Raw genomic sequence first — 25603 nt, 5'->3', positions numbered from 1 at the left:
AGTTATAAGCAGGTAAGACTGATAAAACCCTCTGTTTACAGAGGGTTTTTCTTTTGTAGCTGATATCCGAACGGGACGTGAGCTACTGGCTCATCTGCCGGGATCCACGGCAGCCGATACTGCGTCGCCATGCCCCTGGCGCCTGACCATACTGACGCTTAAAGCTGCGATTGAAGGACTGCTGAGAGTCAAAGCCCAGCGCGATCGCCACGTTCAGAATCGGTTCATCGCTGTGGGCTAAGCGCTCAACCGATTTTTGCAGCTTTTGCGCGCGAATATATTCGGCGAGAGGGGAGCCGGTATGTTCTTTGAAAAGCCGCTGGAGGTGCCATTTCGAATAGCCGGCTCGCCTGGAGACGGTTTCAATGTCCAGACGGCTATCGAGGTTGTTGTCGATCCAGTCGAGTAAATCGTGAATGAATGCACCCGTATTCATCTTGCTTCCCCCTACGCCACGCATTAAAAAGCATCTTTGTTTGTTGCACTTAAAGGTGACCCGTTTTTACATTAATTGCAAGTTTTATTGTTGCATTTAAATCCCTGTTCAAAACACGTGATTTACCTTTGCCGCAAATAGCACATAAAGTGCAACAATTATTCTTGCACTTAGTTAAGCGCCTTCCTACAATCGCCGCGAATAGTGTATTCGCAACTGTTACAGTTTTGTGGCGATGAACGACACAAATGGCCTTAAGCCAGCTACCGGACAAAGGAAGTGGCGCGGCGTCTCCCGCTGCGTCTTGCCCGGCGGCTACAATAACCGGAATAAAAATAATGAGCCTGCAAAAAACCTGGGGTAACTTTCATCTGAGCGCGATGGGGGTGGTTTTACTCTCCGTGCTTCTCGTCGGGTGCGATGACAGCGTCGCGCAAAATGCCGCGCCGCAAGCGCCCGTTGTCAGCGCTGCTGACGTGGTGGTGAAATCCATTAGCCAGTGGGACAGCTTTAACGGTCGCATTGAAGCGGTGGAAAGCGTTCAGCTGCGTCCGCGCGTGTCCGGCTACATTGAGAAAGTGAATTACACCGACGGCCAGGAAGTGAAGAAGGGCGAGGTGCTGTTCACCATCGATGACCGAACCTATCGCGCCGCGCTGGAACAGGCGCAGGCGAACCTGGCAAGAGCCAAAACGCAGGCCAGCCTCGCGCAAAGTGAAGCCAACCGTACCGATAAGTTGATCAATACCCATCTGGTCTCACGGGAAGAGTGGGAGCAGCGTCGCTCGGCTGCCGTTCAGGCGCAGGCCGACATTCGCGCCGCGCAGGCGGCGGTTGACGCAGCCCAGCTCAACCTGGACTTCACCAAAGTGACTGCGCCTATCGATGGTCGCGCCAGCCGGGCGCTGATCACCAGCGGGAACCTGGTGACTGCGGGCGATACCGCCAGCGTCCTCACCACGCTGGTCTCGCAGAAGACGGTGTACGTCTACTTTGACGTGGACGAGTCAACCTACCTTCACTATCAAAACCTGGCCCGCAGCGGGCAGGGGGCGTCCAGCAATCACACGGCGCTGCCGGTGGAGATTGGCCTGACGGGCGAAGAGGGCTATCCCCATCAGGGCAAAGTGGATTTCCTGGATAACCAGCTTACGCCGGGTACGGGGACCATCCGCATGCGCGCGCTGCTGGATAACTCACAGCGTCAGTTCACGCCGGGACTGTTTGCCCGCGTACGCCTGCCGGGCAGTGCGGAATTTAAAGCCACGCTTGTTGACGATAAGGCGGTGCTGACCGATCAGGATCGTAAATACGTCTATATCGTGGATAAAGACGGAAAAGCGCAGCGCCGCGACATCACGCCCGGGCGTCTGGCCGAAGGTTTACGTATCGTACAGCAGGGGCTGAATCCCGGGGATAAAGTCATCGTCGATGGTTTACAAAAAGTGTTTATGCCGGGTATGCCGGTTAATGCAAAAACCGTTGCCATGACCGCCAGCGCCGCCCTCAACTGATCCCTTACCTGAGAATCCAATCCATGGACTTTTCCCGTTTTTTCATCGACAGGCCGATTTTTGCCGCCGTACTGTCGATTCTGATTTTTATCACAGGATTAATCGCCATCCCGCTGCTGCCGGTGAGCGAATACCCTGACGTCGTGCCGCCAAGCGTGCAGGTGCGCGCCGAGTATCCGGGCGCCAACCCGAAAGTGATTGCTGAGACCGTGGCAACACCGCTGGAAGAGGCGATCAACGGCGTTGAAAACATGATGTACATGAAATCCGTCGCGGGCTCCGACGGCGTGCTGGTGACTACCGTCACCTTCCGCCCGGGCACCGATCCGGATCAGGCGCAGGTTCAGGTGCAAAACCGCGTCGCGCAGGCCGAGGCGCGTCTGCCGGAAGACGTGCGGCGTTTGGGCATCACGACTCAGAAACAGTCGCCCACGCTGACGCTGGTGGTGCATCTGTTTTCGCCTGGTGGTAAGTACGATTCACTGTATATGCGTAACTACGCCACGCTGAAGGTGAAGGACGAGCTGGCGCGTCTGCCCGGCGTGGGTCAGATCCAGATTTTTGGCTCGGGTGAATACGCGATGCGCGTCTGGCTGGATCCGAACAAGGTGGCTGCCCGCGGTCTGACCGCTTCGGACGTAGTGACGGCGATGCAGGAGCAGAACGTGCAGGTCTCCGCCGGTCAGCTTGGCGCCGAGCCGCTGCCGAAAGAGAGCGACTTCCTGATCTCCATTAACGCCCAGGGCCGCCTGCATACCGAAGAAGAGTTTGGCAATATTGTCCTGAAAACAACGCAGGATGGTACGGTCGTCCGCCTGCGCGACGTGGCGCGGATTGAAATGGGTTCCGGGAGCTATGCCCTGCGTTCCCAGCTGAACAATAAAGATGCGGTCGGGATTGGTATCTTCCAGTCTCCTGGGGCGAACGCCATCGATCTGTCTAACGCGGTGCGCGCCAAAATGGACGAACTATCGACGCGATTCCCGGACGATATGAAATGGGCGGCGCCGTACGACCCGACGGTATTTGTACGCGACTCGATCCGCGCGGTGGTGCAAACGCTGCTGGAAGCGGTGGTGCTGGTCGTGCTGGTGGTGATCCTGTTCCTGCAAACATGGCGCGCGTCGATTATCCCGCTGATTGCGGTGCCGGTATCGGTAGTGGGTACCTTCAGTATTCTCTACCTGCTGGGCTTTTCGCTGAATACCCTGAGTCTATTCGGGCTGGTGCTGGCGATTGGTATCGTAGTGGACGATGCCATCGTGGTGGTGGAAAACGTCGAACGAAATATCGAAGAGGGGCTCGCCCCACTTGCGGCAGCGCATCAGGCGATGCGTGAGGTGTCCGGGCCGATTATTGCCATTGCGCTGGTGCTCTGTGCGGTATTCGTTCCGATGGCGTTCCTCTCCGGCGTGACCGGTCAGTTTTACAAACAGTTTGCGGTAACGATAGCCATTTCCACGGTGATCTCCGCCATCAACTCGCTGACGCTCTCGCCAGCGCTGGCCGCGCTGCTGTTGAAGCCGCATGGCGCCCCGAAAGATTTCCCGACCCGGCTTATCGATCGTCTGTTCGGCTGGATTTTCCGTCCGTTTAACCGCTTTTTCCACCGCAGCTCGACTGGCTATCAGGGGCTGGTGAGCAAAACGCTCGGCCGACGCGGGGCGGTGTTTGTGGTTTATTTGCTGCTGCTTTGCGCTGCGGGGGTGATGTTTAAAGCCGTTCCCGGCGGGTTTATTCCGACGCAGGATAAGCTGTACCTGATTGGCGGCGTGAAAATGCCGGAAGGCTCGTCGCTGGCGCGTACCGATGCGGTGATCCGCAAAATGAGCGAAATCGGGATGAATACCGAAGGCGTGGATTATGCGGTCGCGTTTCCTGGCCTGAATGCGCTCCAGTTCACCAATACGCCGAACACCGGGACGGTCTTTTTTGGCCTGAAGCCGTTCGACCAGCGTAAACATTCCGCGGCGGAAATTAACGCGGAGATCAACGCGAAAATCGCGCAAATCCAGCAGGGCTTTGGCTTCTCGATTCTGCCGCCGCCGATTTTAGGGCTGGGTCAGGGGTCGGGCTATTCGCTGTACATACAGGATCGCGCTGGTCTGGGCTATGGCGCGCTGCAAAACGCGGTGAACACCATGTCCGGGGCGATTATGCAGACGCCGGGGATGCATTTCCCCATCTCAACCTACCAGGCTAACGTGCCGCAGTTGGACGTCCAGGTTGACCGCGATAAGGCGAAAGCGCAGGGCGTGTCGCTGACCGATCTCTTCGGGACGCTGCAAACCTATCTGGGCTCGTCGTACGTCAATGATTTCAACCAGTTCGGGCGTACCTGGCGCGTGATGGCGCAGGCCGACGGGCAGTTCCGCGACAGCGTGGAAGATATTGCGAATCTGCGTACCCGCAACAGCCAGGGCGAAATGGTGCCGATTGGCAGTATGGTGAACATCACGACCACCTACGGTCCGGACCCGGTGATCCGCTACAACGGCTACCCGGCGGCGGATCTGATTGGTGATGCCGACCCGCGCGTGCTCTCTTCCGCGCAGGCGATGACGCAGCTGGACGCTATGTCTAAGCAGATCCTGCCGAACGGGATGAATATTGAATGGACGGACCTGAGCTTCCAGCAGGCCACCCAGGGCAACACGGCGCTGATCGTCTTCCCGGTCGCAGTGCTGCTGGCGTTCCTGGTGCTGGCGGCGCTGTATGAAAGCTGGACGCTGCCGCTGGCGGTGATCCTCATCGTGCCGATGACGATGCTCTCCGCGCTGTTCGGCGTCTGGCTGACCGGGGGCGATAACAACGTCTTTGTGCAGGTAGGGCTGGTTGTGCTGATGGGGCTGGCCTGTAAAAACGCGATTCTTATCGTTGAGTTTGCCCGCGAACTGGAAATTCAGGGCAAAGGCATCATGGAGGCTGCGCTGGAGGCGTGCCGCCTGCGTTTACGCCCGATTGTAATGACTTCTATCGCCTTTATTGCCGGGACTATTCCACTGATCCTTGGTCACGGGGCAGGGGCAGAAGTGCGCGGCGTCACCGGGATCACCGTCTTTTCCGGGATGCTGGGCGTGACGCTGTTTGGTCTGTTCCTGACGCCGGTCTTTTACGTGACGCTGCGTAAGTTCGTGACGCGCGGCAAAGCGGAAAGAGAGGTGTTGCCTGCGTAGGACGTAGCAGATAGCAAAAAGCCACCTTCACAATGAAGGCGGCTTTTTTTTTCGCAGTCTGTCAGGATTAAGGCGCTTTTTTATGCTGCGTACAGAGTTCCGGCACCGGATCGCACCCGCTGGTATCGGCTTTTTTCACCTCTTCCAGTGCGCTGGCGACGGTATGGCGCGCTAAAACCGCTAACGAAGCCTGCTCCGCTTCATCAGCGATTGATTTGAAGTACCAGCAGGCGTTGGCGCTGACCACGCAGCGGGCCGGGACGTCAGGACGGGACGCCCACAGCTTTTTATCTTCAGTGACGGAAAGGTAGATATCACGCAGGGTGATCTCTTCAGCCGGGCGGCCAAGGTGAATAGAGCCGTTGCGGCCAAGCGTGGAGACGATAATGCCGTCGCGGGCGAGCGGAACCATTAACTTGCGGATAAAGCTCGGATTCGCCTCCAGGCCGTAGGCCAGGATTGCACTCGTCGAACGTTCACCCGATTGCTCCGCCATCGCTACGCTGAGAACCATCTGCAAAGCTGTCGGGAAGCGGTAATCTAACATTTTTCTGTCCTGGGTTGCGGTGAATCTTGTTCTTTTTGGCACCGCAGAGGTGAATAATCAGTAAGTAACAATATAACAAATACGGTAATTTTATTGAAGCAATCTGCGGCATACGTGAAGTAACGCTGCGCTGACACATGTCAGGACGTGTAGCGCCGGGTTTACGTTCATGCGAACGCCGGATTCGGGAAATCAACGGTCACCATAAGACCACCTTCGGCTGACGTACTCAGATTGACCCTGCCGTTGTGTTGCTGCGTAACGGCTTTGACGATGGCAAGCCCCAGTCCACTCCCGCTTTGGGTCTGATTAGGATCGCGGAAAAATCTGTCGAACACGCGCTCCCGCAGTTCAATCGGGATACCGGGGCCCGCGTCTGAGACGCGCAGCTGAGCGCATTTATCACGCGATTGCAGTTGTACCTCAATGCGTCCACCCTCAGGGCTGTACTTCACGGCATTCTCAATTAAATTGTCGATCAGCGACACCAGACGTTCCCGAATGCCTGCGACATGGATTTCATCGTCGGCGAAGAATTCAAACTCAATTCTGCGTCCGGACGCCAGCGGTTCCAGGGCAGCCATTCGCTCCTGAATAAGCGTTGTCAGCGGCACAGGCGACATCACCGTGCTGATGTGTGCTTCGCTGTGCATCATCAGCAGAAGCTGATTGACGAGACGCGCAGCACGGCTATTGCTGCGAACAATGCCCGCAAGCAGTTCCTGCTGGCTTTCGCTGATGACCCAGGACTGCAATGCCTCGACGTTGATCCGCATCGCGGCCAGAGGCGTACGCAGTTCGTGAGCGGCATCGGCAATAAACATTTTTTCCCTTTCGGCGCTTTCCCGCACCCTGGCCAGAAAGTCATTAATCGCGTCGACCGTCTGGCGAAGCTCTCTGTGTCTGGGGACGGCTTTTAAAGGCGAGAGATCGTCCGGCGTGCGCAATGAAATTTCATCTACCACCTTGTTCCAGGGGCGCATCGCGATGCGGATGGACAGCCACGCGGGGAACAGAAGAAAAGGGATGCATATCATCAGCGGCATGACGTAGTAGCCGCGCGAGTTCAGATAGATAAAGAAATTCCAGCTACCGGCAGGGGTAAAAAGGGTGACCTCCACGTCGGAGTGCGCGGATTTGAGGGTACGGCTTGTCCATGTATGGTCCTCACTCTGGACATGCTGCATGACCCCCAGACGGCTATTTTTTACCCCCGTTGGCGCACCATCCGAAGAAAAAATAATCTCGTTATTCTTGCGAACAATGAGGTTGATGGACAGCTCCGGATCTTCGCCGCCGCCATAGCCCTCCCGCAGAGCCTTGCTGAACGCTGCCAGCACGGCATCACGCGCCTGCGGACGATCGTCCATACTCTCCACCAGGGAAAAAACGGTTTCATAAGTCTCACTGCCCGTCAGTATGGGAGGGCTACGCAGGTCTTCCAGCAAAATGAAGGTTAAAAAGAGACACCAGAGCAACGTAAGCAGCAGCATCTGGGCGACCAGCATTCGCCTGACCAGCGTGGGAAGCCGGAGGTGGTGCCAAAAATTACGCATCAACCTGCCGCCTTCTGAACGGGTACGGTATCAATGACATACCCAACGCCTCTTACCGTTCGCACAAAGCCATCGCCAATTTTTCGCCGCAGGTTACCCATATGCACGTCAAGCGCGTTGCTGAGGTTTTCTTTCGTGCCAAATATCCTTTCTTCCAGATACCGTCGCGTAAGCACGCGATCGGCGCGCAGCATTAACGTTTCAAGCAGCGCATATTCGCTTGCCGTCAGCTCAACGTGGCGTGCGCTCACCGTTACGCGACGCGTCGGAATATGAAGCGACAAACCGCGAATTTCTATTGCCTCATTTTCAAAACCGTAACTGCGCCGCGCAAGGGCTCTCACGCGCGCCAGCAGTTCGGCGAGAACAAAAGGTTTGACCAGATAATCGTCTGCACCTGCATCCAGCCCGCACAGGCGGTCCTGTAGCGTGCCTCGCGCCGTCAGGATGATGACGGGGACGCCCTTAAGCTGTTGACGGAGGCGCGTCATCAGGCTCATGCCATCGCCATCGGGCAGCCCCAGGTCGAGCAAAATAAGTTCCGGCACGCAGATCCCAAGCTGATGCAGCGCATCCTCTTTGCGGCGTACCCATATGACATCAAATCCTTGATCTGCAAGGGCGATACGCACGCCATTGCCGAGATCCAGGTCGTCTTCAATTAGTAGAATTTTCACATTGGTAACTGTATCAACAGTGCATGAAGAACAACTGAAGAAAAAACGGTAACAGGAATTCTTCAGGGTTTACAGAACCTTCACGTGCTTTAGCATTTCTTCATTTACGGCTCATAAGAACCTTAGGGTGAGTATTCAGAATGAGCGCTCTGGCGTTTAACACCGCTTGTATCGCAATCATCTGAATCCAAAGGGCTTCTTTAATGAGAAACATCACACTGCGTAATAGTTTCCCCCGTTCACGCATCGGTCGCAGCATGAAAAGCATCTTGCCGGGGGCCGTCCTGGCGTTACTGGCTACCCCGACCCTGGCGGCAGATCAGCCTCAGGGCAACGTGTTAACCCTGGGAGGCGGCGTGGATGTTGCGCCACGCTATTCCGGTTCGGACAAGAGCCGGGTCTCTGCGGCTCAGGTGGTTGATTACGCGATGGCCAATGGTTTTTTTGTCAGCACCACGCGGGGGATCGGCTACGGCAACAGCTTCGGTAACCTGGACTACAACGCAGCGCTGAGCTATCGCGCAGGACGTAAGGATCGCGACGTAAGCAGCGATTCGATCGCCTCCGGCAGCGACGACCTGCGAGGAATGGGTGACATTAAAGGCTCAGCTATCGTTGTGCCAGGGCTGGGATACAGGGTGACTGACTGGCTGACCGTGCAGTTGCAGGCAGAGGTCCCGGTTTCTGAGAGAGACAATGGTGAAGCTGTGCATTTCGGCATTGCCAGCCCGTTCTATACATCTCCGAAAAATGCGTTAACGCTGGCGCTGACCGGTAGCTGGGGATCCAGTAAGTACGTGCAAACCTATTACGGGGTGAATGCCGCCCAGTCGGCCGCATCGGGTTTTGCCCGACACGATGCCGGATCGGGACTATATGCGTATTCGCTGAACCTGGACTGGACTCATAAGCTCACCTCCCGCTGGAGCCTGCTTGCCGCAGCTGGCGTTACGCAGCTGACGGGAGAGGCTGGCGATAGCCCCATTGTTCAGCGAAAAACGTCTCCTGTGGGAAGTTTGAAGGTGACGTACAGCTTCTGATGGTTAAGAGAGGGGGAAGGCGCGTTTGTGACAAAACCGCACATAACCCCGTTGCAGGAGCCAGAAGTGCATAAAGCCCGCAGGATGGCGTGGCCCGAAGTCGGACCGTTCATCATGCGGGCTTTTTTATCACTGTTGACCCGATAACGCCTGTTCAATCGTACGGGTAACGACGTCCGGCTGGCTGACCATCGATACATGGCTTGCCGCTACCTCCGTGGTGTTGGCGTTGATTTTCTTCGCCATTGCGCGCTCAAGCTCAGGATTGATCATCCGGTCATTTTTGCTGATCACATACCAGCTCGGTTTGTCATGCCAGGCGGCATGCGCGACTTTCTCCCCAAACGCATCGGCCTTAATAGGGCTTTGCGTCGCGGCAATCACGCTGCGCTCAACGTCCTTCACGTCAGGGGCAAAATTCTCGCTGACCGCTTTTGTCGGCAGATATAAATACCCCTCTGACGTTTTAGCGAGGCTGGCGCTCCCTGGCGGAGCAGGATAACTGTCTGCCAGATCTGCGGTCGACTGGCCGGAATCCGGCGCAAAAGCGGCAACGTAAACCAGAGACTTCACCCGCGCATTATTGCCCGCTTCGCTGATTACCGACCCGCCCCAGGAGTGCCCGACCAGCACAACGTCTCCATGAGCCCGGGCGATAGCACGCTGCGTGGCGGCGACATCATCTTTCAGAGACGTGAGCGGAAGTTGTACCGCAATGACCTCGTTATGGTGTTTTTGCAGCCGGGTAATCACCTTATTCCAGCTGCTGCCGTCGGCAAACGCCCCGTGCACCAGCACCACGCTGGCTTTCGTCTCTGCCAGCGCGCTGGTGGAAACCGCCAGCAGCGCCGCTGTTAATACAGACAATGCTTTCATAACAGGCTCCTTAAAAGTGATGGACCGCGGCGTGTGGCGGCACGGTGAACTCAACGGTTTTATGGTCGATGGGCTTATGCGTCGGGTCGGCAACGATGATGGTTACTTTGTGTTTCCCGGCGGGCAGCCCGACCAGGATCACCGGCTCGCCGCTGGTATCAGCCCAGTGCCAGGGCGCGTCATCCACCACAACGTGAATATGGCCGATACGCGGAGTGACTTTCAGCGCGTCGGGTCCAAATACAGGTTCAATGCGCAGGTTTTCGACGCGGTACTGAATAAAGACCGCACCTTTACTCAGCGGTCCCGCCAGCGGTGGGTCGACGATCAGTTTTGCTGGCGGCTGGGGTTTTTCCTGCGGCGCTACGGCGGCCGGGCCATTAACATCAGCAGCGCTCAGGCCATCCAACGGTGCGGCCAGTGCGTCAGCAAAGGACGTCAGCGCAAATACAGGAAGCAGGAAATATCGACGAATCATCTGTGTCTCTCCTCATCAGTTTATTATGGCGAGGGATACAGAAGACCATTTTTATGTATCGGGGATGTTTGCTTCTGCGGGCGTTTTGTACCGGTTTGTCAGCGTAGCGCTCGGGATACAGTGCGATACAGTTTGTTTGCCTGGGCTGCGCACGAGCGCCACTGCGAACCCCGCAATGACCAGCGTCAGTCCTGCGGAAACCCACATTCCGCCTGTTATACCCAGCGACTTATTCAGCCACGCATACGCAAACGGAGAGGCGGCTGCCATCAGTTGGCCTGGAATAAGCAGCAGCCCGGTGCGGCTGGCATAGCGCTCTGTACTAAACAGTTCCAGGGGTAGCGTCGCTTTGACGATAGTCACCAGCCCGTTAATGGCACCAAAGCCGAACACAAATCCGGCGGCACACCAGGCCAGCATGTCGCTGCTCAGTCCGATGAGAAAACAAAGCGGCATGGCGAGCGCAGTGAAAAGCGTCAGTTTTAGCGGAGTGAGGCGCGCCCCTGCCAGCACCTCCATAAGGCGCGCACCGGTCTGCCCCATTCCCCACAGCATGCCGACGGCGACCGGCAGGCCGAAGCTGGCGATAAATTCGGGAAGGTGTGTAGAGGTGCCGTTAGAGACGAAGGTGATGAGAGCAATGAAGGTTGCATAAAGCCAGCCATTACGCCTGTCAAGAGGGGAAACCTGCGTACATGCTTTGGGCTTGACCGTAAAGCGCTGGCGCGGGAAGCGCCGAAGAAGCAGGGCACTGAGCAGACCGAACAGGGCGTAGATCTTCAGCGCATCCTGCCAACCCATCACGTTCAGTAAGGCGTCTCCCAGCGGCCAAAAGACAGCGGACGCCAGCCCGCCTGCCAGGGTGACACGAGAGATTGTCCTGCGTGCCTGCGGTCCGTATAGGTTCACAAGAGCGGAGAAAAGCGCATCATACAGCGACAGGCGCATCCCGATGCCGGTCAGCAACCAGGCGCCATACCAGCCTGAAAGTGTGGGCGTAAAGGCCATTGACAGACAGCTTACGGCGATCAGCAAGGTCCCGCTCATTACCACCCTTTGTCCACCAAAACGCGCCAGCAGAGGAGCGACAAACGGCGAGACAATAGCCATAACCAGCATGGCCAGCGTCAGGCCAAGATAGATTTTGGGGGACGACCAGCTTCGGTCTGCTGTAATGGCATGAGCAAAGGTTCCCGGCATGTAAAAGGAGATCCCCCAGTTAATGAGTTGATTACATCCCGCAGTGAGCGCAAGACGGCGAGGGAGTGCAGGTGTTTCCATTATTTTTCATTCCGTTAGGCAGTTGTCCCGAGCATACAGGGCGCGGTATTGTGCTGGCAGAGCCGTATCCTTATTCACCCTATAAGAGAAACTTTGCATGACGACGCTCAATCTGGGACACCTCGCCACTTTTCGTCTGGTCGTTCAACGCGGCAGCTTTTCTGCGGCAGCAGATGTAATGGGTATTTCCCAGCCCGCCGTCAGCCTGCAAATACGCCAGCTGGAGCAGTTTCTTCAGACGCGGCTGATCGAACGTACGGGGCGTGGAATCAAAGCCACTGCTGCCGGTGAGGCGCTACGGGTGCACGGTGAACGTCTTGAACTGGCGGTTGAGGAGACAATTCGTTCGGTTAGCGCGTTCAATCAGGAAGTGAGCGGCACCATCACGCTCGGCACGGGCGCGACGGCCTGTATTCATCTGCTTCCAGCGCTGTTGCAGCAGCTTCGTGAGGAGTATCCCCTGTTACGGATCGGAGTGACGACGGGAAATACGCCAGATATCGTCAGGGCGATTGAGGAGAATCGGCTGGATATGGGGCTGGTCACGCTACCGGCGAGCGGTCGTACGTTGGCGATTATGCACGCGATGCAGGAAGAGTTTGTCTGGATTGGCGCGCAGGTTCAGCCGGAAGAAGGGGAGCAGTTTACGCCAGACTCTTTATACGCTCAGCCGCTCATTGCGTTTGAGTCGGGCAGCGGTACGCGAACGTTGATTGACGGCTGGTTTGAAGCCCGCGGACTAGCCGTCTCACCGGTTATGCAGCTTGGCAGTATTGAGGCCATCAAACGCATGGTACGTGCAGGGCTGGGCTACAGTATTGTGCCGCGAATGGCGGTGGAGCATGCCGACGACCGGGAGGGATTACGCGTTCAATCGTTAACGCCCGTTCTGCGCCGGCAACTGGCGATAGTGATGCGTCAGGATAAGATCCTCAGCAAAGGGATGACGGTAATTATTCGGCTGTTACAGCGTGAACATGGACGTTAGCGCTCGGGCGAATCCACAACGAGGCCTGATTGCTGCGACTGAATTTTGTCCTGATGGTGATACCAGGCGCCAATGGAGGAATAAACAAAGCGGCCAAAGAAAAACAGGAAACTGATGAGCAGTATGATGCGGGTCATCCGGGTGTTAAATCGATGTCGTTTTCGCATACGCGTAGCCTGACTCACTTTCTTTTCCTGAGTATACCCTTTTGGGCGATACGGCTATTAAGGCACAGCCGCAAGTCTGGGTCAATTCGGCGAAATGTAAAATACCGTCAATGCTTACATTAATTTATGTTATTAAAAACAACGCTTTTATTTATCGCATTGATAATTACAGGAAAAATATTCAAAAAAAACGTAAGAAAGGTTTATTCAGATAAATTAATTTGATTTAGGTCAACCGCATCCCGTCGTTGATATTTAAAATCCCTCCTCCACTGTGCTTGCCAGGAATTTTCCGGGCAACGTGTACGTCAGGTTGGATGCCTGTCTTCCTTTACCCTCTGGAGCGCAAGGGTTGTAAACGAGCATCTATGAATATTCACCACATCCTGAAGCAAAATAAAGACCGCTGGTGGGCACTTCCTCTTATTTTACCCGTCGTGTTACTCCCGGTACTAAGTGTGGCTAATACCTTAACGCAGCTGGGCGACGGTATCGTTGCGCTCTATTATCTCCCGCTCTCTTTTCTGCTGGCGCTGATGTTGTTCTTTGGCCTGGAAGCCCTCCCCGGGGTGGTGGTATCGCTATTTTTACGTTATTACCCCTCCGTTGGGTTATTTGAAACCGTGGCTGGCATTCTGCATTTTATCGTTCCTCTGGTGCTCAGCTGGGGCGGTTATCGCGTATTTGCGCCCCGGCGTAATATGACCGCTTACGGTGACATACGCCTGATGGGGCAGCGTATTTTCTGGCAGGTATTTTGTCCGGCAACGCTTTTTCTGGTGCTGTTTCAGTTTGCGGTTTATCTCGGCATTTATGAGAGCCGCCAGAGCCTCGCGGGGCTAAATCCCCTCAATATTCGGACACTTATTAACTATCAGGGGCTACTGGTGAGCGGGCTGACGGGCGTGCCGCTAAGCTACCTGCTGATCCGCCTGATACGGCATCCGCGCTATATCAAGGGACTGATGTCCCAGCTCCGCGCGCAAATAGACAAAAAGGTGACGGCCGTTGAGTTTGTGGTGTGGTTTTTAGCCCTGGGCGGGTTGCTGGTCATGCTGCTGCTGCCCATGAATGCAAACAGTTCCATTTTCAGTACCAACTACACCTTGTCCCTGCTGATGCCCGTGATGCTCTGGGGGGCGATGCGCTTTGGCTACAAGCTGATGTCACTCATCTGGACGCCGGTCCTGCTGGTGTCGATTCACTTTTTTTATCACTACATTCCGGTGCAAGAGGGGTATGGCATTCAGCTGGCGATCACCTCATCCAGCTATCTGGTCTTTTCCTTCGTTGTGACGTACATGTCGATGCTGGCGACACGCCAGCGCGCCATCAATATTCGCTCCCGCAGTCAGGCTTTTCTCGATCCGGTGGTGCATATGCCCAACCTGCGGGCGCTGTCGCGCGAGCTGGCCAGTCATCCGTGGTCAGCGCTCTGTTTACTGCGCGTGCCCGAGCTGGAGGTACTGGGACGCAATTACGGCGTGATGCTGCGGATCCAGTATAAACAGCAGCTGGCGCAATGGATAAACGGCACTCTTCAGCCCAATGAGCGAGTCTATCACCTCACCGGGTATGACATGGCGGTGCGTCTGGATGCGGAGTCGCATCAACAGCGCATTGAGACGCTGGACGAGCATATCAAGCAGTTCGTTTTTGTCTGGGATGGTATGCCGGTACAGCCTCAGGTCGGCATAAGCTATTGCTATGTGCGCTCACCCGTCAATCACCTCTATCTGGTGCTGGGGGAGCTGGGCATCGTGGCCGATCTCTCCCTTTCTACCAACCACCCGGAAAATCTTCAGCAGCGCGGGGCTGTTCACTTGCAGCGTAGCCTGAAAGATAAGGTCGCGATGATGAGCCGTTTACAGGCCGCGCTGGAGCAGGACGCTTTTACCCTGCTGGTTCAACCCGTTCGCGGGCTGCGCGGCGATTGTTATCACGAGGTGCTGCTGCGAATGCGTGATGATAATGGGGCGCTGATCTTTCCCGAACAGTTCCTGCCCATAGCACAGGAATTTGGTTTATCGTCGCGTGTCGATTTATGGGTACTGGAGCGTACGTTGAGTTTCCTGGCACAGCACCGCCAGCGGTTGCCGGGCCAGCGCTTTGCGATCAACCTCGCACCTTCTACCGTCTACCGGGCGCAGTTCCCGCTTGAAGTGAGCCGCCTGTTAGCTAAATACGCCGTTGAAGCATGGCAGTTGATCTTTGAAGTGACCGAAAGCAGCGCCTTTGGTCATGCGGATCTGGCGGCGTCTACCCTCAGGAAATTACAAAAAATGGGCATCCGGATCGCCATTGATGATTTTGGCACCGGCTACGCCAGCTATGCGCGGTTAAAAAGCGTGGACGCCGACATCCTCAAAATCGACGGCGGTTTTATTCGCAATATTGTCAGCAACAGCCTGGATTACCAGATTGTGGCTTCTATTTGCCATCTGGCCCGGATGAAGAAAATGCTGGTGGTGGCGGAATATGTGGAAACAGAAGAGATACGTAGCGCGGTGCACGCGCTAGGTATCGATTATGTGCAGGGCTATTTGATTGGGTTGCCGGCTGAGCTTGATACGTTGCTCGACACGGAGCCTTCTCAGGAGAGCGCCTGAGCCGTTACGCTGCCGCCTCTGAACTCTCTTCTTCAATCTTCAACAGCCAGCCGGTGACCGCTTCCCAGTACTGCTGCTCTTTTTCCAGATCCAGCAGTACCAGCGCGTTCTGGCTGAACCAGTCGTGCGGGAAGCTCAGCGTCCAGTGATAGTCATCCGTTTTTAGCTTCAGCGTCGGCGGCGTGGTGGTCGCCTGTCGCTGATTATTGAGCAATACGCCCAGGCGCAACAGCTGAATGAGCGGCAGGAACTGCTTTTTCTTAAACAACGTAAAGCGCGGCAGATCGTCGAGCTTGATGGCTTTGCGGTGATAGCGGACCAGCGTCGCCATCATGGTTTGCTGCTCCTGGTTGAAGCCAGGCAGATCGCTGTTTTGCAGAATATAGGCTGAATGGCGATGCATTCCGCTGTGGTTAATGTTCAGCCCCACCTCGTGCAGCATGGCGGCCCATTTTAACAGTGCGGCCAGCTGCGGATGCGCCAGCTTAGGATTTTGCTCCTCCCACTGCTCGTACATCTGCACCGTGGTTTCGAGAACGCGCTTCGCCTGTTCACGGTCGATGTTGTACTGGTTGGCCAGGCTCTGCGCGGTACGGCTGCGAATATCCTGATGACGGAAACGTCCTTCCATCTCATACAGCACGCCTTCACGCAGGGCGCCGTCAGAGAGACGCAGCTCTTTGATCGCCAGCGCGTCAAACACGCCGCAGAGGATCGCCAGCCCCGGTACGAACACGGCTTTGCGTTCGTCGGACAGACCCGGCAAACTCAGGGCGTCGAAGCTCTTATGCTTAAGCACCTCTTCGGTGAGTTTCACCAGGCGCTCGGGCGTAATAAACCCGTCTTTTTCACCCATCGCCAGCAGCACTTCATGGGCCGCTTTAATCGACCCTGATGCGCCCAGCGCCACGTTCCAGCCCTGAATACGGTATTGCCAGGCCAGATTTTCCAGTTTTTGAACGGCGGCCATGCGCGCGCGCTGGAAGTTTTCGCGGGTGATGACGCCGCCCGGGAAATACATCTGCGCGAAGCTGACGCAGCCCATACGGCGGCTTTCCACCAGACGCGGTTCGAAGTCTTCGCCAATCACCAGTTCCGTGGAGCCACCGCCGATATCAATCACCAGCTTGCGGCCTTTTTCCGGCTGCGTATGCTCCACGCCCATAAAAATCAGGCGCGCTTCTTCGTTACCGGAGATGATCTCAATCGGGTAGGGGATAACCTTTTCCGCGCGCTTAAGAAATTCCGGCGCGTTCAGCGCCTGGCGTAGCGTATGCGTTCCAACGATGCAGACGCTGGACGGTGAAAAGCCTTGCAGACGTTCTGCGAACAGCGACAGGCAGTTCAGCCCGCGCTCCATAGCCTCTTCGCTCAGCATGTTACGTGCGTCGAGACCATCGGCCAGATGCACACGCTGCTTCAGACGACCGATGATCTGCATCGCGCCATCCACCTCGCGGGCGATGACCATATGGAAACTGTTTGAGCCAAGATCGACCGCAGCGAACTCCTGCGGGCGTGGGGTATTATCGTTTATTGGCATAGGTTAATCGGGTTGCTCAAGTGATTTAATGTAATCGTAAATCGCCAGCTGCGAGCGCACTTTACGGCGATTGCCGCGCGGTACATAGCGATTACTGAGTTCTTTGTCGATATAACGTGCTTTCACCGTATCGCTGAACAGGATCTCGATAATGTCCAGGATACGCTGCTTCAGGCGAGGATCCAGCAGCGGTGCCGCCACTTCAATACGGTAATCAATGTTACGCGTCATCCAGTCGGCGGACGAGAGGTATACGCGCTTATCACCGGCGTTATCGAAAATATAGACGCGATCGTGTTCAAGATAGCGATCCACAATGCTGATCACGCGGATGTTATCGCTAATGCCTTCCAGTTCCGGAATGAGCGAGCACATGCCGCGAATGAGCAGATTTACCGGAACGCCAGAGCTGGAGGCCGCGTACAGGCGGTCCACCAGCCCTTTGTCCACCAGATTGTTAAGCTTCAGCGTGATGCCGGACGACAAGCCGTTCTGCGCATTGGCAATCTCTTTGTCGATCATATCGTACAGCAGGCGCCGTGAGTTCTGCGGTGACACCAGCAGATAATCGAAGCTCACCGGGCGGTACGGGTTCTCAATGAAGTTGAACACCCGACGCACTTCGTTGGTGATGCGGGCATCGGCAGTCAGCAGCGAATAGTCGGTGTAGATTCTCGCGGTTTTCTCGTTAAAGTTCCCGGTACCGATATGGGCGTAGCGCACCACGTCGTCACCCTCTTTACGGGAGATCAGGAACAGCTTGGCGTGAATTTTCAGCCCCGGCGCGGAGAAGATGACGTGCACGCCCGCTTCCGTCAGTCGGCGCGCCCAGTGGATGTTGGCCTCTTCGTCGAAGCGAGCCTGGAGCTCAACTACCACGGTCACTTTCTTGCCGTTGTGCGCCGCGTGGATCATCGCATCGATGATGCGGGAATCTTTCGCCACGCGATAAATATTGATTTTAATCGCCAGCACGTTCGGATCGAATGAGGCCTGACGCAGCAATTCCAGCACGTGCTCAAAGGTATGATACGGATAGTAGAGCAGTACATCCCGTTCGCGGATGGCGTCGAACCCGTTGCGGAACTTATCGAACCAGATATGGCGCAGGCGCGGCAGCGGTTTGTTCACCAGATTGGCTTTGCCGACGTTCGGGAAGCCAATGAAATCTTTAAAGTTGTGGTAACGCCCGCCGGGAATAATGGAGTCGTAGCGGGAGATGGTCAGCTTATCGCGCAGCATCTCCACCATTGCGTCCGGCATATCACGCTGATAGACAAACCGCACCGGCTCCGCCGTCAGGCGCTGCTTGAGGCTGGAAGACATCAGCTCCATCAGGCTGGCTTCCATCTCATGCACCAGATCGTACTCGGCGTCACGGGTCATCTTCATAGAGTAGGCGTTGAGCGCGTCGTAATCGAAGAAGCCTTTGAAGATATCGTCCAGGCAGTAGCGCAGGATGTTATCCAGCAGGATCATCGGTTTACGTCGGCGCGGGGTTTCCGGCGGCAGGTTTACAAAGCGTGGGACTTTATCAGACGGTATTTCCAGCAGCGCGTAGTTAATGGTCTCACCACGAATGATTTCTACCGCCAGATAGGTGTAGTCATCTTTCAGGAACTGCACCAGATCGGTTTCACGGTTGATCAGAATCGGGGTGATATGCTGGCGCAGATAATGTTTAAAATAGTGGCGCAGCCAGTTTTGCTGATTCGCGGAGAGCTGGCGTTCGTTGATCAGGAAGATTTGGTTGCGTGCCATTTCCAGCAGCAGCTCGTTATAGAGGCCATCAAATTCCTGATCGGCTTTCATGACGCGAGACTGGATTTTTCCAAGCAGATGTCGCGAGTGGGAGTTTAAGCCCTGTTCTTCGCTGATGATGATTCGGCGTTTCAGTTCGGCGAAGCGAACCTTGTAGAACTCATCCAGATTGTTGGAATAGATGCCTAAAAAACGCATACGTTCAATCAGCGGGTTGGTTTTATCGGCCGCTTCCTGAAGTACACGTTCGTTGAATGCTAACCAGCTTAGCTCTTTCTCGATGTATAACTTTTCCTGACCCATTACAGCTCACACTCCAGTTCAATCACAGGACGTGGTAAATCCGTCTCGTCCTTATTATGGCGAGCATTTCCACGATATGTCCAACAGTGCCAGAAAAGTATGACAGTTATTTTTTTATTGGGGAATTTAGAGGGTTGGGGGAGGGGATGTCGGGTGGCGCTGCGCTTACCACGACCTACGGGACCGTAGGCCCGTGCAAGCGAAGCGCCGCCGGGCAATTCAAACACACTACTCTTCGGCAGCATAACCCTGCGGGGGCAACTTCACGCCGTCCAGCCAGGCTGCGCCGTTGCGCATCTCCAGACGTCCATCGACAAACCAGCTTACCACCAGCGGATAAATGGCGTGTTCCTGCGTCTGCACACGTTCGGTCACGTCGTCTTCGTTGTCGCCGTCAAAGACCGGTACTTTTGCCTGCAAAATGACCGGACCGCCGTCCAGCTCGTCGGTGACGAAATGCACGGAGGTACCATGCTCCTCATCGCCGTTCTCCAGCACCTGACGATGGGTGTGCAGACCGGGGTATTTTGGCAGCAGGGAAGGGTGGATATTGAGCAGTCGTCCGGCGTAGTGTGCAACAAAAGCCGGGCTCAGGATGCGCATGTAGCCTGCCAGCACCACCACGTCAGGCGCGTAGGCGTCAATCTCCTGCACCAGCTCACGGTCAAAGGCTTCACGCCCGGCGAACTGGCTGGCTTCCAGCGCGTGCGCAGGAATGTTCGCTTCCCGCGCGCGCTCAAGGCCGAATGCATCGGCCTTGTTGCTGAATACTGCCCGAATGGTGCCATTGATTTTCTTCTGTTTGCAGGCGTCTATGATTGCCTGCAAATTGCTTCCGTTGCCGGAAATGAGCACCACGATGTTTTTCATTCAATGACCACACGCTGTTCGGAATCGGAAGCTTTAATCGTACCGATTTTCCACGCGTTTTCACCTTTTTCTGTCAGCAGCTTAATCGCTTTATCCGCTTCGCTGGCGGGCAGGGCGATAACCATGCCCACGCCGCAGTTAAAGGTGCGGTACATTTCATGCTCGCTCACGTTGCCTGCGGTTTGCAGCCAGTTGAAGACGGACGGCCACTGCCATGAGGAGGCGTCGATCACCGCCTGGGTATTATCCGGCAGCACGCGCGGAATGTTTTCCCAGAAGCCGCCGCCGGTAAGGTGAGCGATGGCGTGCACGTCAACGTTCTCAATCAGCTCCAGCACGTTTTTCACGTAGATGCGGGTCGGGGCCAGCAGGTGATCGGCCAGCGGTTTGCCGTCCAGCTCGGTGGTCAGCGGGTCGCAACCGCTCACTTCGAGGATCTTACGCACCAGAGAGTAGCCGTTGGAGTGCGGACCGCTGGAGGCCAGCGCAACCAGCACATCGCCGTCAGCCACTTTGCTGCCGTCGATAATTTCTGATTTTTCTACCACGCCGACGCAGAAGCCTGCGACGTCATAATCTTCACCGTGATACATGCCAGGCATTTCTGCGGTTTCACCGCCGACCAGCGCACAGCCGGATTGCAGGCAGCCTTCGGCGATACCGTTAATGACGCTGGCTGCGGTATCCACGTCCAGCTTGCCGGTCGCGTAGTAATCCAGGAAGAACAGCGGCTCAGCGCCCTGTACCACCAGGTCGTTGACGCACATCGCCACCAGATCGATACCAATCGTATCGTGACGCTTAAGATCCATCGCCAGGCGCAGTTTTGTACCGACACCATCCGTACCCGAGACCAGCACAGGTTCACGATATTTTTGCGGCAGCGCGCACAGTGCGCCGAATCCACCCAGGCCACCCATCACTTCCGGGCGGCGGGTTTTTTTCACCACACCTTTGATTCGGTCAACCAGCGCATTACCTGCGTCAATATCAACACCGGCATCTTTGTAGCTGAGAGAAGTTTTGTTGGTCACGGCTTAAATCCCCACGCGATTGCATAGCTAGTAAGAAAAATCGGCGCAATTCTAACAGTCCAGGCAAACGTTTGCGAGCCTATTCTCGGCGTGGGGATCTTTTTTTCTGTGCGGCCTGTACAGGGCAACAAACTTGACTCTGTTCACGAAAATGAAACCGGTTTCGGCGATCTGCTTGCAACGGCAATCCCCTTTGCACATCATCAAACTGAAACCGGTTTCTGTAACTGTTTTTGCAGAAAATAACGCAGAATGAGGGATAGCGAATGTCAGGATTTAAAGCAGGTTTTCTGTGGGGTGGGGCCGTTGCGGCGCACCAGCTTGAAGGCGGCTGGAAAGAGGGCGGCAAGGGCGTGAGCGTTGCCGATGTCATGACGGCAGGTGCCCATGGGGTACCGCGTGAAATCACCAACGGCGTGATGGAGGGGAAAAATTACCCAAACCACGAAGCCATCGACTTCTATCACCGCTATAAAGAAGACATCAAACTCTTTGCCGAAATGGGGTTCAAATGCTTTCGCACCTCCATCGCCTGGACGCGTATCTTCCCGAAAGGCGACGAGCTGGAGCCGAACGAAGCGGGACTCCAATTCTATGACGATTTGTTCGACGAGTGCCTGAAGCACGGCATCGAGCCGGTGATCACGCTTTCCCACTTCGAGATGCCTTTCCACCTGGTGACGGAATACGGCGGCTGGCGCAACCGTAAGCTGATCGACTTCTTTGTCCGCTTCGCGAAGGTCGTTTTTGAGCGCTACCAGCATAAAGTGAAGTACTGGATGACCTTTAACGAGATCAACAACCAGGCCAACTTCCACGAAGACTTTGCGCCGTTTACCAACTCCGGGCTGAAATATGCGCCGGGAGAAGATCGCGAGCCGGTGATGTTCCAGGCGGCGCACTATGAGCTGGTGGCCAGTGCTCTGGCGGTGAAGGCGGGGCGCGAGATCAACCCGTCACTGCAAATCGGCTGCATGATTGCCATGTGCCCCATCTATCCGCTGACCTGTGCCCCGGACGACATGATGATGGCGATGAACGCCATGCATCGCCGCTACTGGTTCACCGACGTTCACGTGCGCGGCAAGTATCCGCAGCATCTGCTCAACTACTTTGAACGTCGCGGCTTCGCGCTGGATATTACCGAAGAAGATAAAGTGGCGCTGACCCAGGGCTGCGTGGATTACATCGGGTTCAGCTACTACATGTCTTTCGCTACCAAAGCGACGGCGGATAATCCGACGCTGGATTACGACGAGAGCAAGAGCCTGGTTTCTAACCCGTACGTGCAGAAATCGGACTGGGGCTGGCAGATCGATCCTGTCGGGCTGCGCTACTCCCTGAACTGGTTCTGGGATCACTATCAGCTGCCGCTGTTTATTGTGGAAAACGGTTTTGGCGCGATCGACGTGCAGGAGAGCGACGGCACGGTGAACGACCAGTACCGCATTGACTACCTTTCCGCCCACATCCGCGAGATGAAAAAAGCGGTGGTGGAAGACGGCGTGGATCTGATGGGCTACACGCCGTGGGGCTGTATCGACCTGGTCTCTGCCGGCACCGGCGAGATGAAGAAACGCTACGGCTTTATCTTTGTCGATAAAGATAACGAAGGTAACGGTACGCTGAACCGCAGCAAGAAGAAATCGTTCGACTGGTATAAGCAGGTGATTGCCAGCAACGGAGAGCAGCTATAATTGCCCGGTGGCGCTGCGCTTACCGGGCCTACGGGATGTCCAGGCCGGGTAAGCGTTAGCGCCACCCGGCAGAATCCCGCCCCAAGCCGGAGCCTCGCCTCCGGCTTTTTTGTTTTTGATTGATGTATGTCAAGCAAGATGGGTATGGCGCAATCCGAAAAAAGCGGTATAATCCCGCGATTTTTTTGCGGATGCCACCTCAGAGGAGAAAGAGAATGAAGATTGTGGAAGTGAAACACCCACTCGTTAAACACAAGTTGGGCCTGATGCGTGAGCATGACATCAGCACGAAGCGTTTTCGCGAACTGGCTTCTGAAGTGGGTAGCCTGCTGACCTACGAAGCGACCTCTGATCTGGAAACGGAAAAAGTGACCATCGAAGGCTGGAACGGCCCGGTACAGGTTGAGCAGATCAAAGGTAAAAAAATTACCGTGGTGCCAATCCTGCGTGCGGGTCTGGGCATGATGGAAGGCGTGCTGGAGCACGTCCCAAGCGCGCGTATCAGCGTGGTGGGTATCTACCGTAACGAAGAGACGCTTGAGCCGGTCCCGTACTTCCAGAAGCTGGTCTCTAACATCGATGAGCGTATGGCGCTGGTGGTTGACCCGATGCTCGCGACCGGCGGTTCGATGATCGCCACCATCGACCTGCTGAAAAAAGCGGGATGCAGCAGCATCAAAGTGCTGGTACTGGTTGCGGCGCCGGAAGGTATCGCGGCGCTGGAAAAAGCGCACCCGGACGTTGAACTCTATACCGCGTCTGTCGACCAGGGACTGAACGAGCACGGGTACATCATCCCGGGGCTCGGCGATGCCGGCGATAAGATTTTTGGTACTAAATAATCGAATAACGATAAAGAAGCCGACTTTGATAGTCGGCTTTTTTTTGAATAAAAGCCAACAATGACACTCAGAGGAAAACACTATGACGCGCCGTGCTATCGGGGTGAGTGAAAGACCGCCGCTTTTACAGACAATCCCGCTTAGTTTGCAGCACCTGTTCGCCATGTTTGGCGCAACCGTGCTGGTGCCAATCCTGTTTCACATTAACCCGGCTACCGTGCTGCTGTTTAACGGCATCGGTACGCTGCTTTACCTCTTCATCTGTAAAGGCAAAATCCCGGCCTATCTCGGGTCGAGCTTCGCGTTTATCTCCCCGGTACTGCTGTTGCTGCCGCTGGGTTATGAGGTCGCGCTGGGCGGCTTCATCATGTGCGGCGTGCTGTTCTGCCTGGTCTCCTTCATCGTGAAGAAAGCCGGTACCGGCTGGCTGGACGTGATGTTCCCGCCTGCGGCAATGGGGGCCATCGTTGCCGTCATCGGCCTGGAGCTGGCGGGTGTCGCGGCGAACATGGCTGGGCTGCTGCCTGCGGACGGTCAGTCACCGGATTCTAAAACCATTATTATTTCGCTGGTGACGCTGGGCGTGACGGTATTCGGTTCCGTCCTCTTCCGCGGCTTTATGGCGATTATCCCAATCCTGATCGGCGTGCTGGCGGGTTACGCGCTCTCCTTCGTGATGGGCGTTGTGGATACCACCCCGATTGCCGAGGCGCACTGGTTCGCGCTGCCAACCTTCTACACCCCGCGCTTTGAATGGTTCGCCATTTTCACCATTCTGCCTGCTGCGCTGGTGGTGATTGCTGAGCACGTCGGCCACCTGGTGGTGACGGCGAACATCGTGAAGCGCGACCTGATCCGCGACCCGGGCCTGCATCGCTCCATGTTTGCCAACGGTTTCTCCACCATCATCTCTGGTTTCTTCGGCTCCACGCCAAACACGACTTACGGTGAGAATATCGGCGTAATGGCGATCACCCGCGTCTACAGCACCTGGGTTATCGGCGGCGCGGCGATCATCGCCATTCTGCTCTCCTGCGTTGGTAAACTGGCGGCAGCGATCCAGATTATCCCGGTGCCGGTGATGGGCGGCGTTTCTCTGCTGCTGTACGGGGTGATCGGTGCCTCCGGTATTCGCGTGCTGATTGAATCCAAAGTGGATTACAGCAAGGCGCAGAACCTGATCCTGACCTCCGTTATCCTGATTATCGGCGTGAGCGGCGCGAAGGTGCACATCGGCGCGGCAGAGCTGAAGGGTATGGCGCTGGCGACCATCGTCGGCGTCGGCCTGAGCCTGATTTTCAAGCTGATCTCGGTGATCCGCCCGGAAGAGGTGGTGCTGGACGCGGACGACAGCGAAAAAGCGCCACATTGATCGTCATGCCGGGCGAAGGATCGCCCGGTTCTCTCCTTGCAGGTTCCGTGTTAAACTCCATTCCGATTTTATGTAAGATCTCTGGTTGAGGTATTTCTGAACGGACCGGCACAGCTCTCTCTGCCACTTTATCTCCCTGACGATGAAACTTTCGCGAGTTTCTGGCCGGGTGATAACCCCTCTTTACTGGCTGCACTGCAAAACGTGCTGCGCCAGGAACACAGCGGATACATCTATATCTGGTCACGCGAAGGCGCGGGACGCAGCCACCTGCTGCATGCCGCCTGTGCGGAGCTTTCGGCGCGCGGTGACGCGGTAGGCTATGTGCCGCTGGATAAACGCACCTGGTTTGTGCCTGAGGTGCTGGAGGGCATGGAACATCTCTCCCTGGTCTGCATCGATAATATCGAATGCGTGGCGGGGGACGAACCGTGGGAAATGGCGATCTTTAACCTCTACAACCGCATTCTGGAGTCGGGCAAAACCCGGCTGCTGATCACCGGCGATCGTCCGCCGCGCCAGCTCAATCTGGGGCTGCCGGATCTGGCGTCTCGTCTGGATTGGGGGCAAATCTACAAGCTGCAACCGCTGTCGGATGAAGACAAACTCCAGGCACTTCAGTTGCGCGCCAGACTGCGCGGATTTGAACTGCCGGAAGACGTAGGGCGCTTCCTGCTCAAGCGTCTGGATCGGGAGATGCGCACGCTCTTTGATACGCTCGATCAGCTCGATCGCGCCTCCATCACCGCCCAGCGCAAGCTGACCATTCCGTTTGTGAAAGATATTCTTAAGCTTTGAGTTTTTTGCCCGGTGGCGCTGCGCTTACCGGGCCTACG

General features: G+C 56.0%; 21 protein-coding genes. 9 read left to right on the top strand and 12 right to left on the bottom strand.

Annotation, left to right across the window (positions count from 1 at the left end):
- Positions 1-82 precede the first annotated feature (82 nt).
- Complete coding sequence (locus tag BFV63_RS15930; protein WP_022651570.1) at positions 83-436, bottom strand: helix-turn-helix domain-containing protein; 354 nt, start codon at positions 434-436, stop codon at positions 83-85.
- Between the two features lie 338 nt (positions 437-774).
- Here BFV63_RS15930 and BFV63_RS15925 point away from each other — a divergent pair, with 338 nt between their 5' ends.
- Entirely contained in the window at positions 775-1950 is a 1176-nt protein-coding gene (locus BFV63_RS15925) for a multidrug efflux RND transporter periplasmic adaptor subunit OqxA (RefSeq protein ID WP_048240416.1), read from the top strand.
- 23 nt (positions 1951-1973) lie between these two features.
- Positions 1974-5126 (top strand): multidrug efflux RND transporter permease subunit OqxB, encoded by a 3153-nt coding sequence (gene oqxB, locus BFV63_RS15920; RefSeq protein ID WP_003860594.1) that lies wholly within the window; start codon positions 1974-1976, stop codon positions 5124-5126.
- Positions 5127-5193: 67 nt separating this feature from the next.
- On the opposite strand, the gene BFV63_RS15915 is transcribed toward oqxB, so the two are convergent.
- From BFV63_RS15915 to BFV63_RS15905, 3 genes are all read right to left on the bottom strand, one after another.
- Positions 5194-5673: an efflux pump transcriptional repressor OqxR gene (locus tag BFV63_RS15915; protein ID WP_003860591.1), complete on the bottom strand. Its 480-nt coding sequence runs from the start codon at positions 5671-5673 to the stop codon at positions 5194-5196.
- 167 nt (positions 5674-5840) lie between these two features.
- Positions 5841-7229 carry a sensor histidine kinase gene (locus BFV63_RS15910; protein ID WP_045345530.1) on the bottom strand — a complete coding sequence of 463 codons (1389 nt, stop codon included), beginning with the start codon at positions 7227-7229 and terminating at the stop codon, positions 5841-5843.
- Positions 7229-7906: a response regulator gene (locus tag BFV63_RS15905; protein WP_017383516.1), complete on the bottom strand. Its 678-nt coding sequence runs from the start codon at positions 7904-7906 to the stop codon at positions 7229-7231. The genes BFV63_RS15910 and BFV63_RS15905 overlap by 1 nt, the downstream gene beginning before the upstream one ends.
- A gap of 203 nt (positions 7907-8109) precedes the next feature.
- Here BFV63_RS15905 and BFV63_RS15900 point away from each other — a divergent pair, with 203 nt between their 5' ends.
- On the top strand, positions 8110-8946 hold the full coding sequence (locus BFV63_RS15900; protein WP_048240417.1) for a MipA/OmpV family protein: 837 nt from the start codon (positions 8110-8112) through the stop codon (positions 8944-8946).
- A gap of 129 nt (positions 8947-9075) precedes the next feature.
- Here BFV63_RS15900 and BFV63_RS15895 read toward each other — a convergent pair whose 3' ends face one another.
- The 3 genes from BFV63_RS15895 to BFV63_RS15885 are packed head-to-tail and all read right to left on the bottom strand — an operon-like array spanning position 9076 to position 11581.
- The gene (locus tag BFV63_RS15895) at positions 9076-9822 is read right to left on the bottom strand and encodes an alpha/beta fold hydrolase (RefSeq protein WP_003860584.1); all 747 of its coding nucleotides are present in this window, start codon (positions 9820-9822) and stop codon (positions 9076-9078) included.
- Positions 9823-9832: 10 nt separating this feature from the next.
- Entirely contained in the window at positions 9833-10300 is a 468-nt protein-coding gene (locus BFV63_RS15890; RefSeq protein WP_048240418.1) for a DUF6130 family protein, read from the bottom strand.
- 51 nt (positions 10301-10351) lie between these two features.
- Complete coding sequence (locus BFV63_RS15885) at positions 10352-11581, bottom strand: MFS transporter (RefSeq protein ID WP_048240419.1); 1230 nt, start codon at positions 11579-11581, stop codon at positions 10352-10354.
- 97 nt (positions 11582-11678) lie between these two features.
- Between BFV63_RS15885 and BFV63_RS15880 the strand changes: the two genes are divergently transcribed.
- Positions 11679-12569 carry a LysR family transcriptional regulator gene (locus BFV63_RS15880; protein WP_003860578.1) on the top strand — a complete coding sequence of 297 codons (891 nt, stop codon included), beginning with the start codon at positions 11679-11681 and terminating at the stop codon, positions 12567-12569.
- Here BFV63_RS15880 and BFV63_RS15875 read toward each other — a convergent pair.
- The gene (locus BFV63_RS15875; RefSeq protein ID WP_017383512.1) at positions 12566-12736 is read right to left on the bottom strand and encodes a YfgG family protein; all 171 of its coding nucleotides are present in this window, start codon (positions 12734-12736) and stop codon (positions 12566-12568) included. The two genes, BFV63_RS15880 and BFV63_RS15875, sit on opposite strands and share 4 nt — an antisense overlap.
- 368 nt (positions 12737-13104) lie before the next feature.
- Here BFV63_RS15875 and BFV63_RS15870 point away from each other — a divergent pair, with 368 nt between their 5' ends.
- The gene (locus BFV63_RS15870) at positions 13105-15345 is read left to right on the top strand and encodes an EAL domain-containing protein (RefSeq protein WP_023314636.1); all 2241 of its coding nucleotides are present in this window, start codon (positions 13105-13107) and stop codon (positions 15343-15345) included.
- 4 nt (positions 15346-15349) lie between these two features.
- On the opposite strand, the gene ppx is transcribed toward BFV63_RS15870, so the two are convergent.
- The 4 genes from ppx to purM form a co-directional block, all read right to left on the bottom strand.
- A complete protein-coding gene (gene ppx / locus BFV63_RS15865) occupies positions 15350-16888 on the bottom strand; it encodes an exopolyphosphatase (protein ID WP_003860570.1) in 1539 nt (512 codons plus the stop codon).
- 3 nt (positions 16889-16891) lie between these two features.
- Positions 16892-18952, bottom strand: a complete 2061-nt coding sequence (gene ppk1 / locus BFV63_RS15860) for a polyphosphate kinase 1 (RefSeq protein WP_022651559.1) — start codon at positions 18950-18952, stop codon at positions 16892-16894.
- A 228-nt stretch (positions 18953-19180) separates the two neighbouring features.
- Entirely contained in the window at positions 19181-19822 is a 642-nt protein-coding gene (gene purN / locus BFV63_RS15855; RefSeq protein WP_006811493.1) for a phosphoribosylglycinamide formyltransferase, read from the bottom strand.
- On the bottom strand, positions 19819-20856 hold the full coding sequence (purM, locus tag BFV63_RS15850; protein WP_003860563.1) for a phosphoribosylformylglycinamidine cyclo-ligase: 1038 nt from the start codon (positions 20854-20856) through the stop codon (positions 19819-19821). The genes purN and purM overlap by 4 nt, the downstream gene beginning before the upstream one ends.
- Positions 20857-21122: 266 nt before the next feature.
- On the opposite strand from purM, the gene BFV63_RS15845 reads away from it, so the two are divergent.
- The 4 genes from BFV63_RS15845 (at position 21123) to BFV63_RS15830 (ending at position 25565) form a co-directional block, all read left to right on the top strand.
- Positions 21123-22553, top strand: a complete 1431-nt coding sequence (locus BFV63_RS15845) for a 6-phospho-beta-glucosidase (protein WP_003860562.1) — start codon at positions 21123-21125, stop codon at positions 22551-22553.
- Positions 22554-22768: 215 nt separating this feature from the next.
- On the top strand, positions 22769-23395 hold the full coding sequence (gene upp / locus BFV63_RS15840) for a uracil phosphoribosyltransferase (RefSeq protein WP_003860560.1): 627 nt from the start codon (positions 22769-22771) through the stop codon (positions 23393-23395).
- An 82-nt stretch (positions 23396-23477) separates the two neighbouring features.
- Positions 23478-24767: a uracil permease gene (gene uraA, locus BFV63_RS15835; protein ID WP_003860558.1), complete on the top strand. Its 1290-nt coding sequence runs from the start codon at positions 23478-23480 to the stop codon at positions 24765-24767.
- A gap of 96 nt (positions 24768-24863) precedes the next feature.
- Positions 24864-25565: a DnaA inactivator Hda gene (locus tag BFV63_RS15830; protein ID WP_211482948.1), complete on the top strand. Its 702-nt coding sequence runs from the start codon at positions 24864-24866 to the stop codon at positions 25563-25565.
- Positions 25566-25603 lie beyond the last annotated feature (38 nt).

The sequence above is a fragment of the Enterobacter hormaechei subsp. xiangfangensis genome, from assembly GCF_001729785.1.
Taxonomy (GTDB): domain Bacteria; phylum Pseudomonadota; class Gammaproteobacteria; order Enterobacterales; family Enterobacteriaceae; genus Enterobacter; species Enterobacter hormaechei_C.
This window is presented reverse-complemented; position numbering and strand designations above follow the sequence as displayed.

Excerpts from the sequence above, each read along its gene's own strand:
- BFV63_RS15930 (WP_022651570.1), bottom strand. The coding sequence starts at position 436 with ATGAATACGGGTGCATTCATTCACGATTTACTCGACTGGATCGACAAC.
- BFV63_RS15925 (WP_048240416.1), top strand. The coding sequence starts at position 775 with ATGAGCCTGCAAAAAACCTGGGGTAACTTTCATCTGAGCGCGATGGGG.
- oqxB (WP_003860594.1), top strand. The coding sequence starts at position 1,974 with ATGGACTTTTCCCGTTTTTTCATCGACAGGCCGATTTTTGCCGCCGTA.
- BFV63_RS15915 (WP_003860591.1), bottom strand. The coding sequence starts at position 5,673 with ATGTTAGATTACCGCTTCCCGACAGCTTTGCAGATGGTTCTCAGCGTA.
- BFV63_RS15910 (WP_045345530.1), bottom strand. The coding sequence starts at position 7,229 with ATGCGTAATTTTTGGCACCACCTCCGGCTTCCCACGCTGGTCAGGCGA.
- BFV63_RS15900 (WP_048240417.1), top strand. The coding sequence starts at position 8,110 with ATGAGAAACATCACACTGCGTAATAGTTTCCCCCGTTCACGCATCGGT.
- BFV63_RS15895 (WP_003860584.1), bottom strand. The coding sequence starts at position 9,822 with ATGAAAGCATTGTCTGTATTAACAGCGGCGCTGCTGGCGGTTTCCACC.
- BFV63_RS15890 (WP_048240418.1), bottom strand. The coding sequence starts at position 10,300 with ATGATTCGTCGATATTTCCTGCTTCCTGTATTTGCGCTGACGTCCTTT.
- BFV63_RS15885 (WP_048240419.1), bottom strand. The coding sequence starts at position 11,581 with ATGGAAACACCTGCACTCCCTCGCCGTCTTGCGCTCACTGCGGGATGT.
- BFV63_RS15880 (WP_003860578.1), top strand. The coding sequence starts at position 11,679 with ATGACGACGCTCAATCTGGGACACCTCGCCACTTTTCGTCTGGTCGTT.
- BFV63_RS15875 (WP_017383512.1), bottom strand. The coding sequence starts at position 12,736 with ATGCGAAAACGACATCGATTTAACACCCGGATGACCCGCATCATACTG.
- BFV63_RS15870 (WP_023314636.1), top strand. The coding sequence starts at position 13,105 with ATGAATATTCACCACATCCTGAAGCAAAATAAAGACCGCTGGTGGGCA.
- ppx (WP_003860570.1), bottom strand. The coding sequence starts at position 16,888 with ATGCCAATAAACGATAATACCCCACGCCCGCAGGAGTTCGCTGCGGTC.
- ppk1 (WP_022651559.1), bottom strand. The coding sequence starts at position 18,952 with ATGGGTCAGGAAAAGTTATACATCGAGAAAGAGCTAAGCTGGTTAGCA.
- purN (WP_006811493.1), bottom strand. The coding sequence starts at position 19,822 with ATGAAAAACATCGTGGTGCTCATTTCCGGCAACGGAAGCAATTTGCAG.
- BFV63_RS15845 (WP_003860562.1), top strand. The coding sequence starts at position 21,123 with ATGTCAGGATTTAAAGCAGGTTTTCTGTGGGGTGGGGCCGTTGCGGCG.
- upp (WP_003860560.1), top strand. The coding sequence starts at position 22,769 with ATGAAGATTGTGGAAGTGAAACACCCACTCGTTAAACACAAGTTGGGC.
- uraA (WP_003860558.1), top strand. The coding sequence starts at position 23,478 with ATGACGCGCCGTGCTATCGGGGTGAGTGAAAGACCGCCGCTTTTACAG.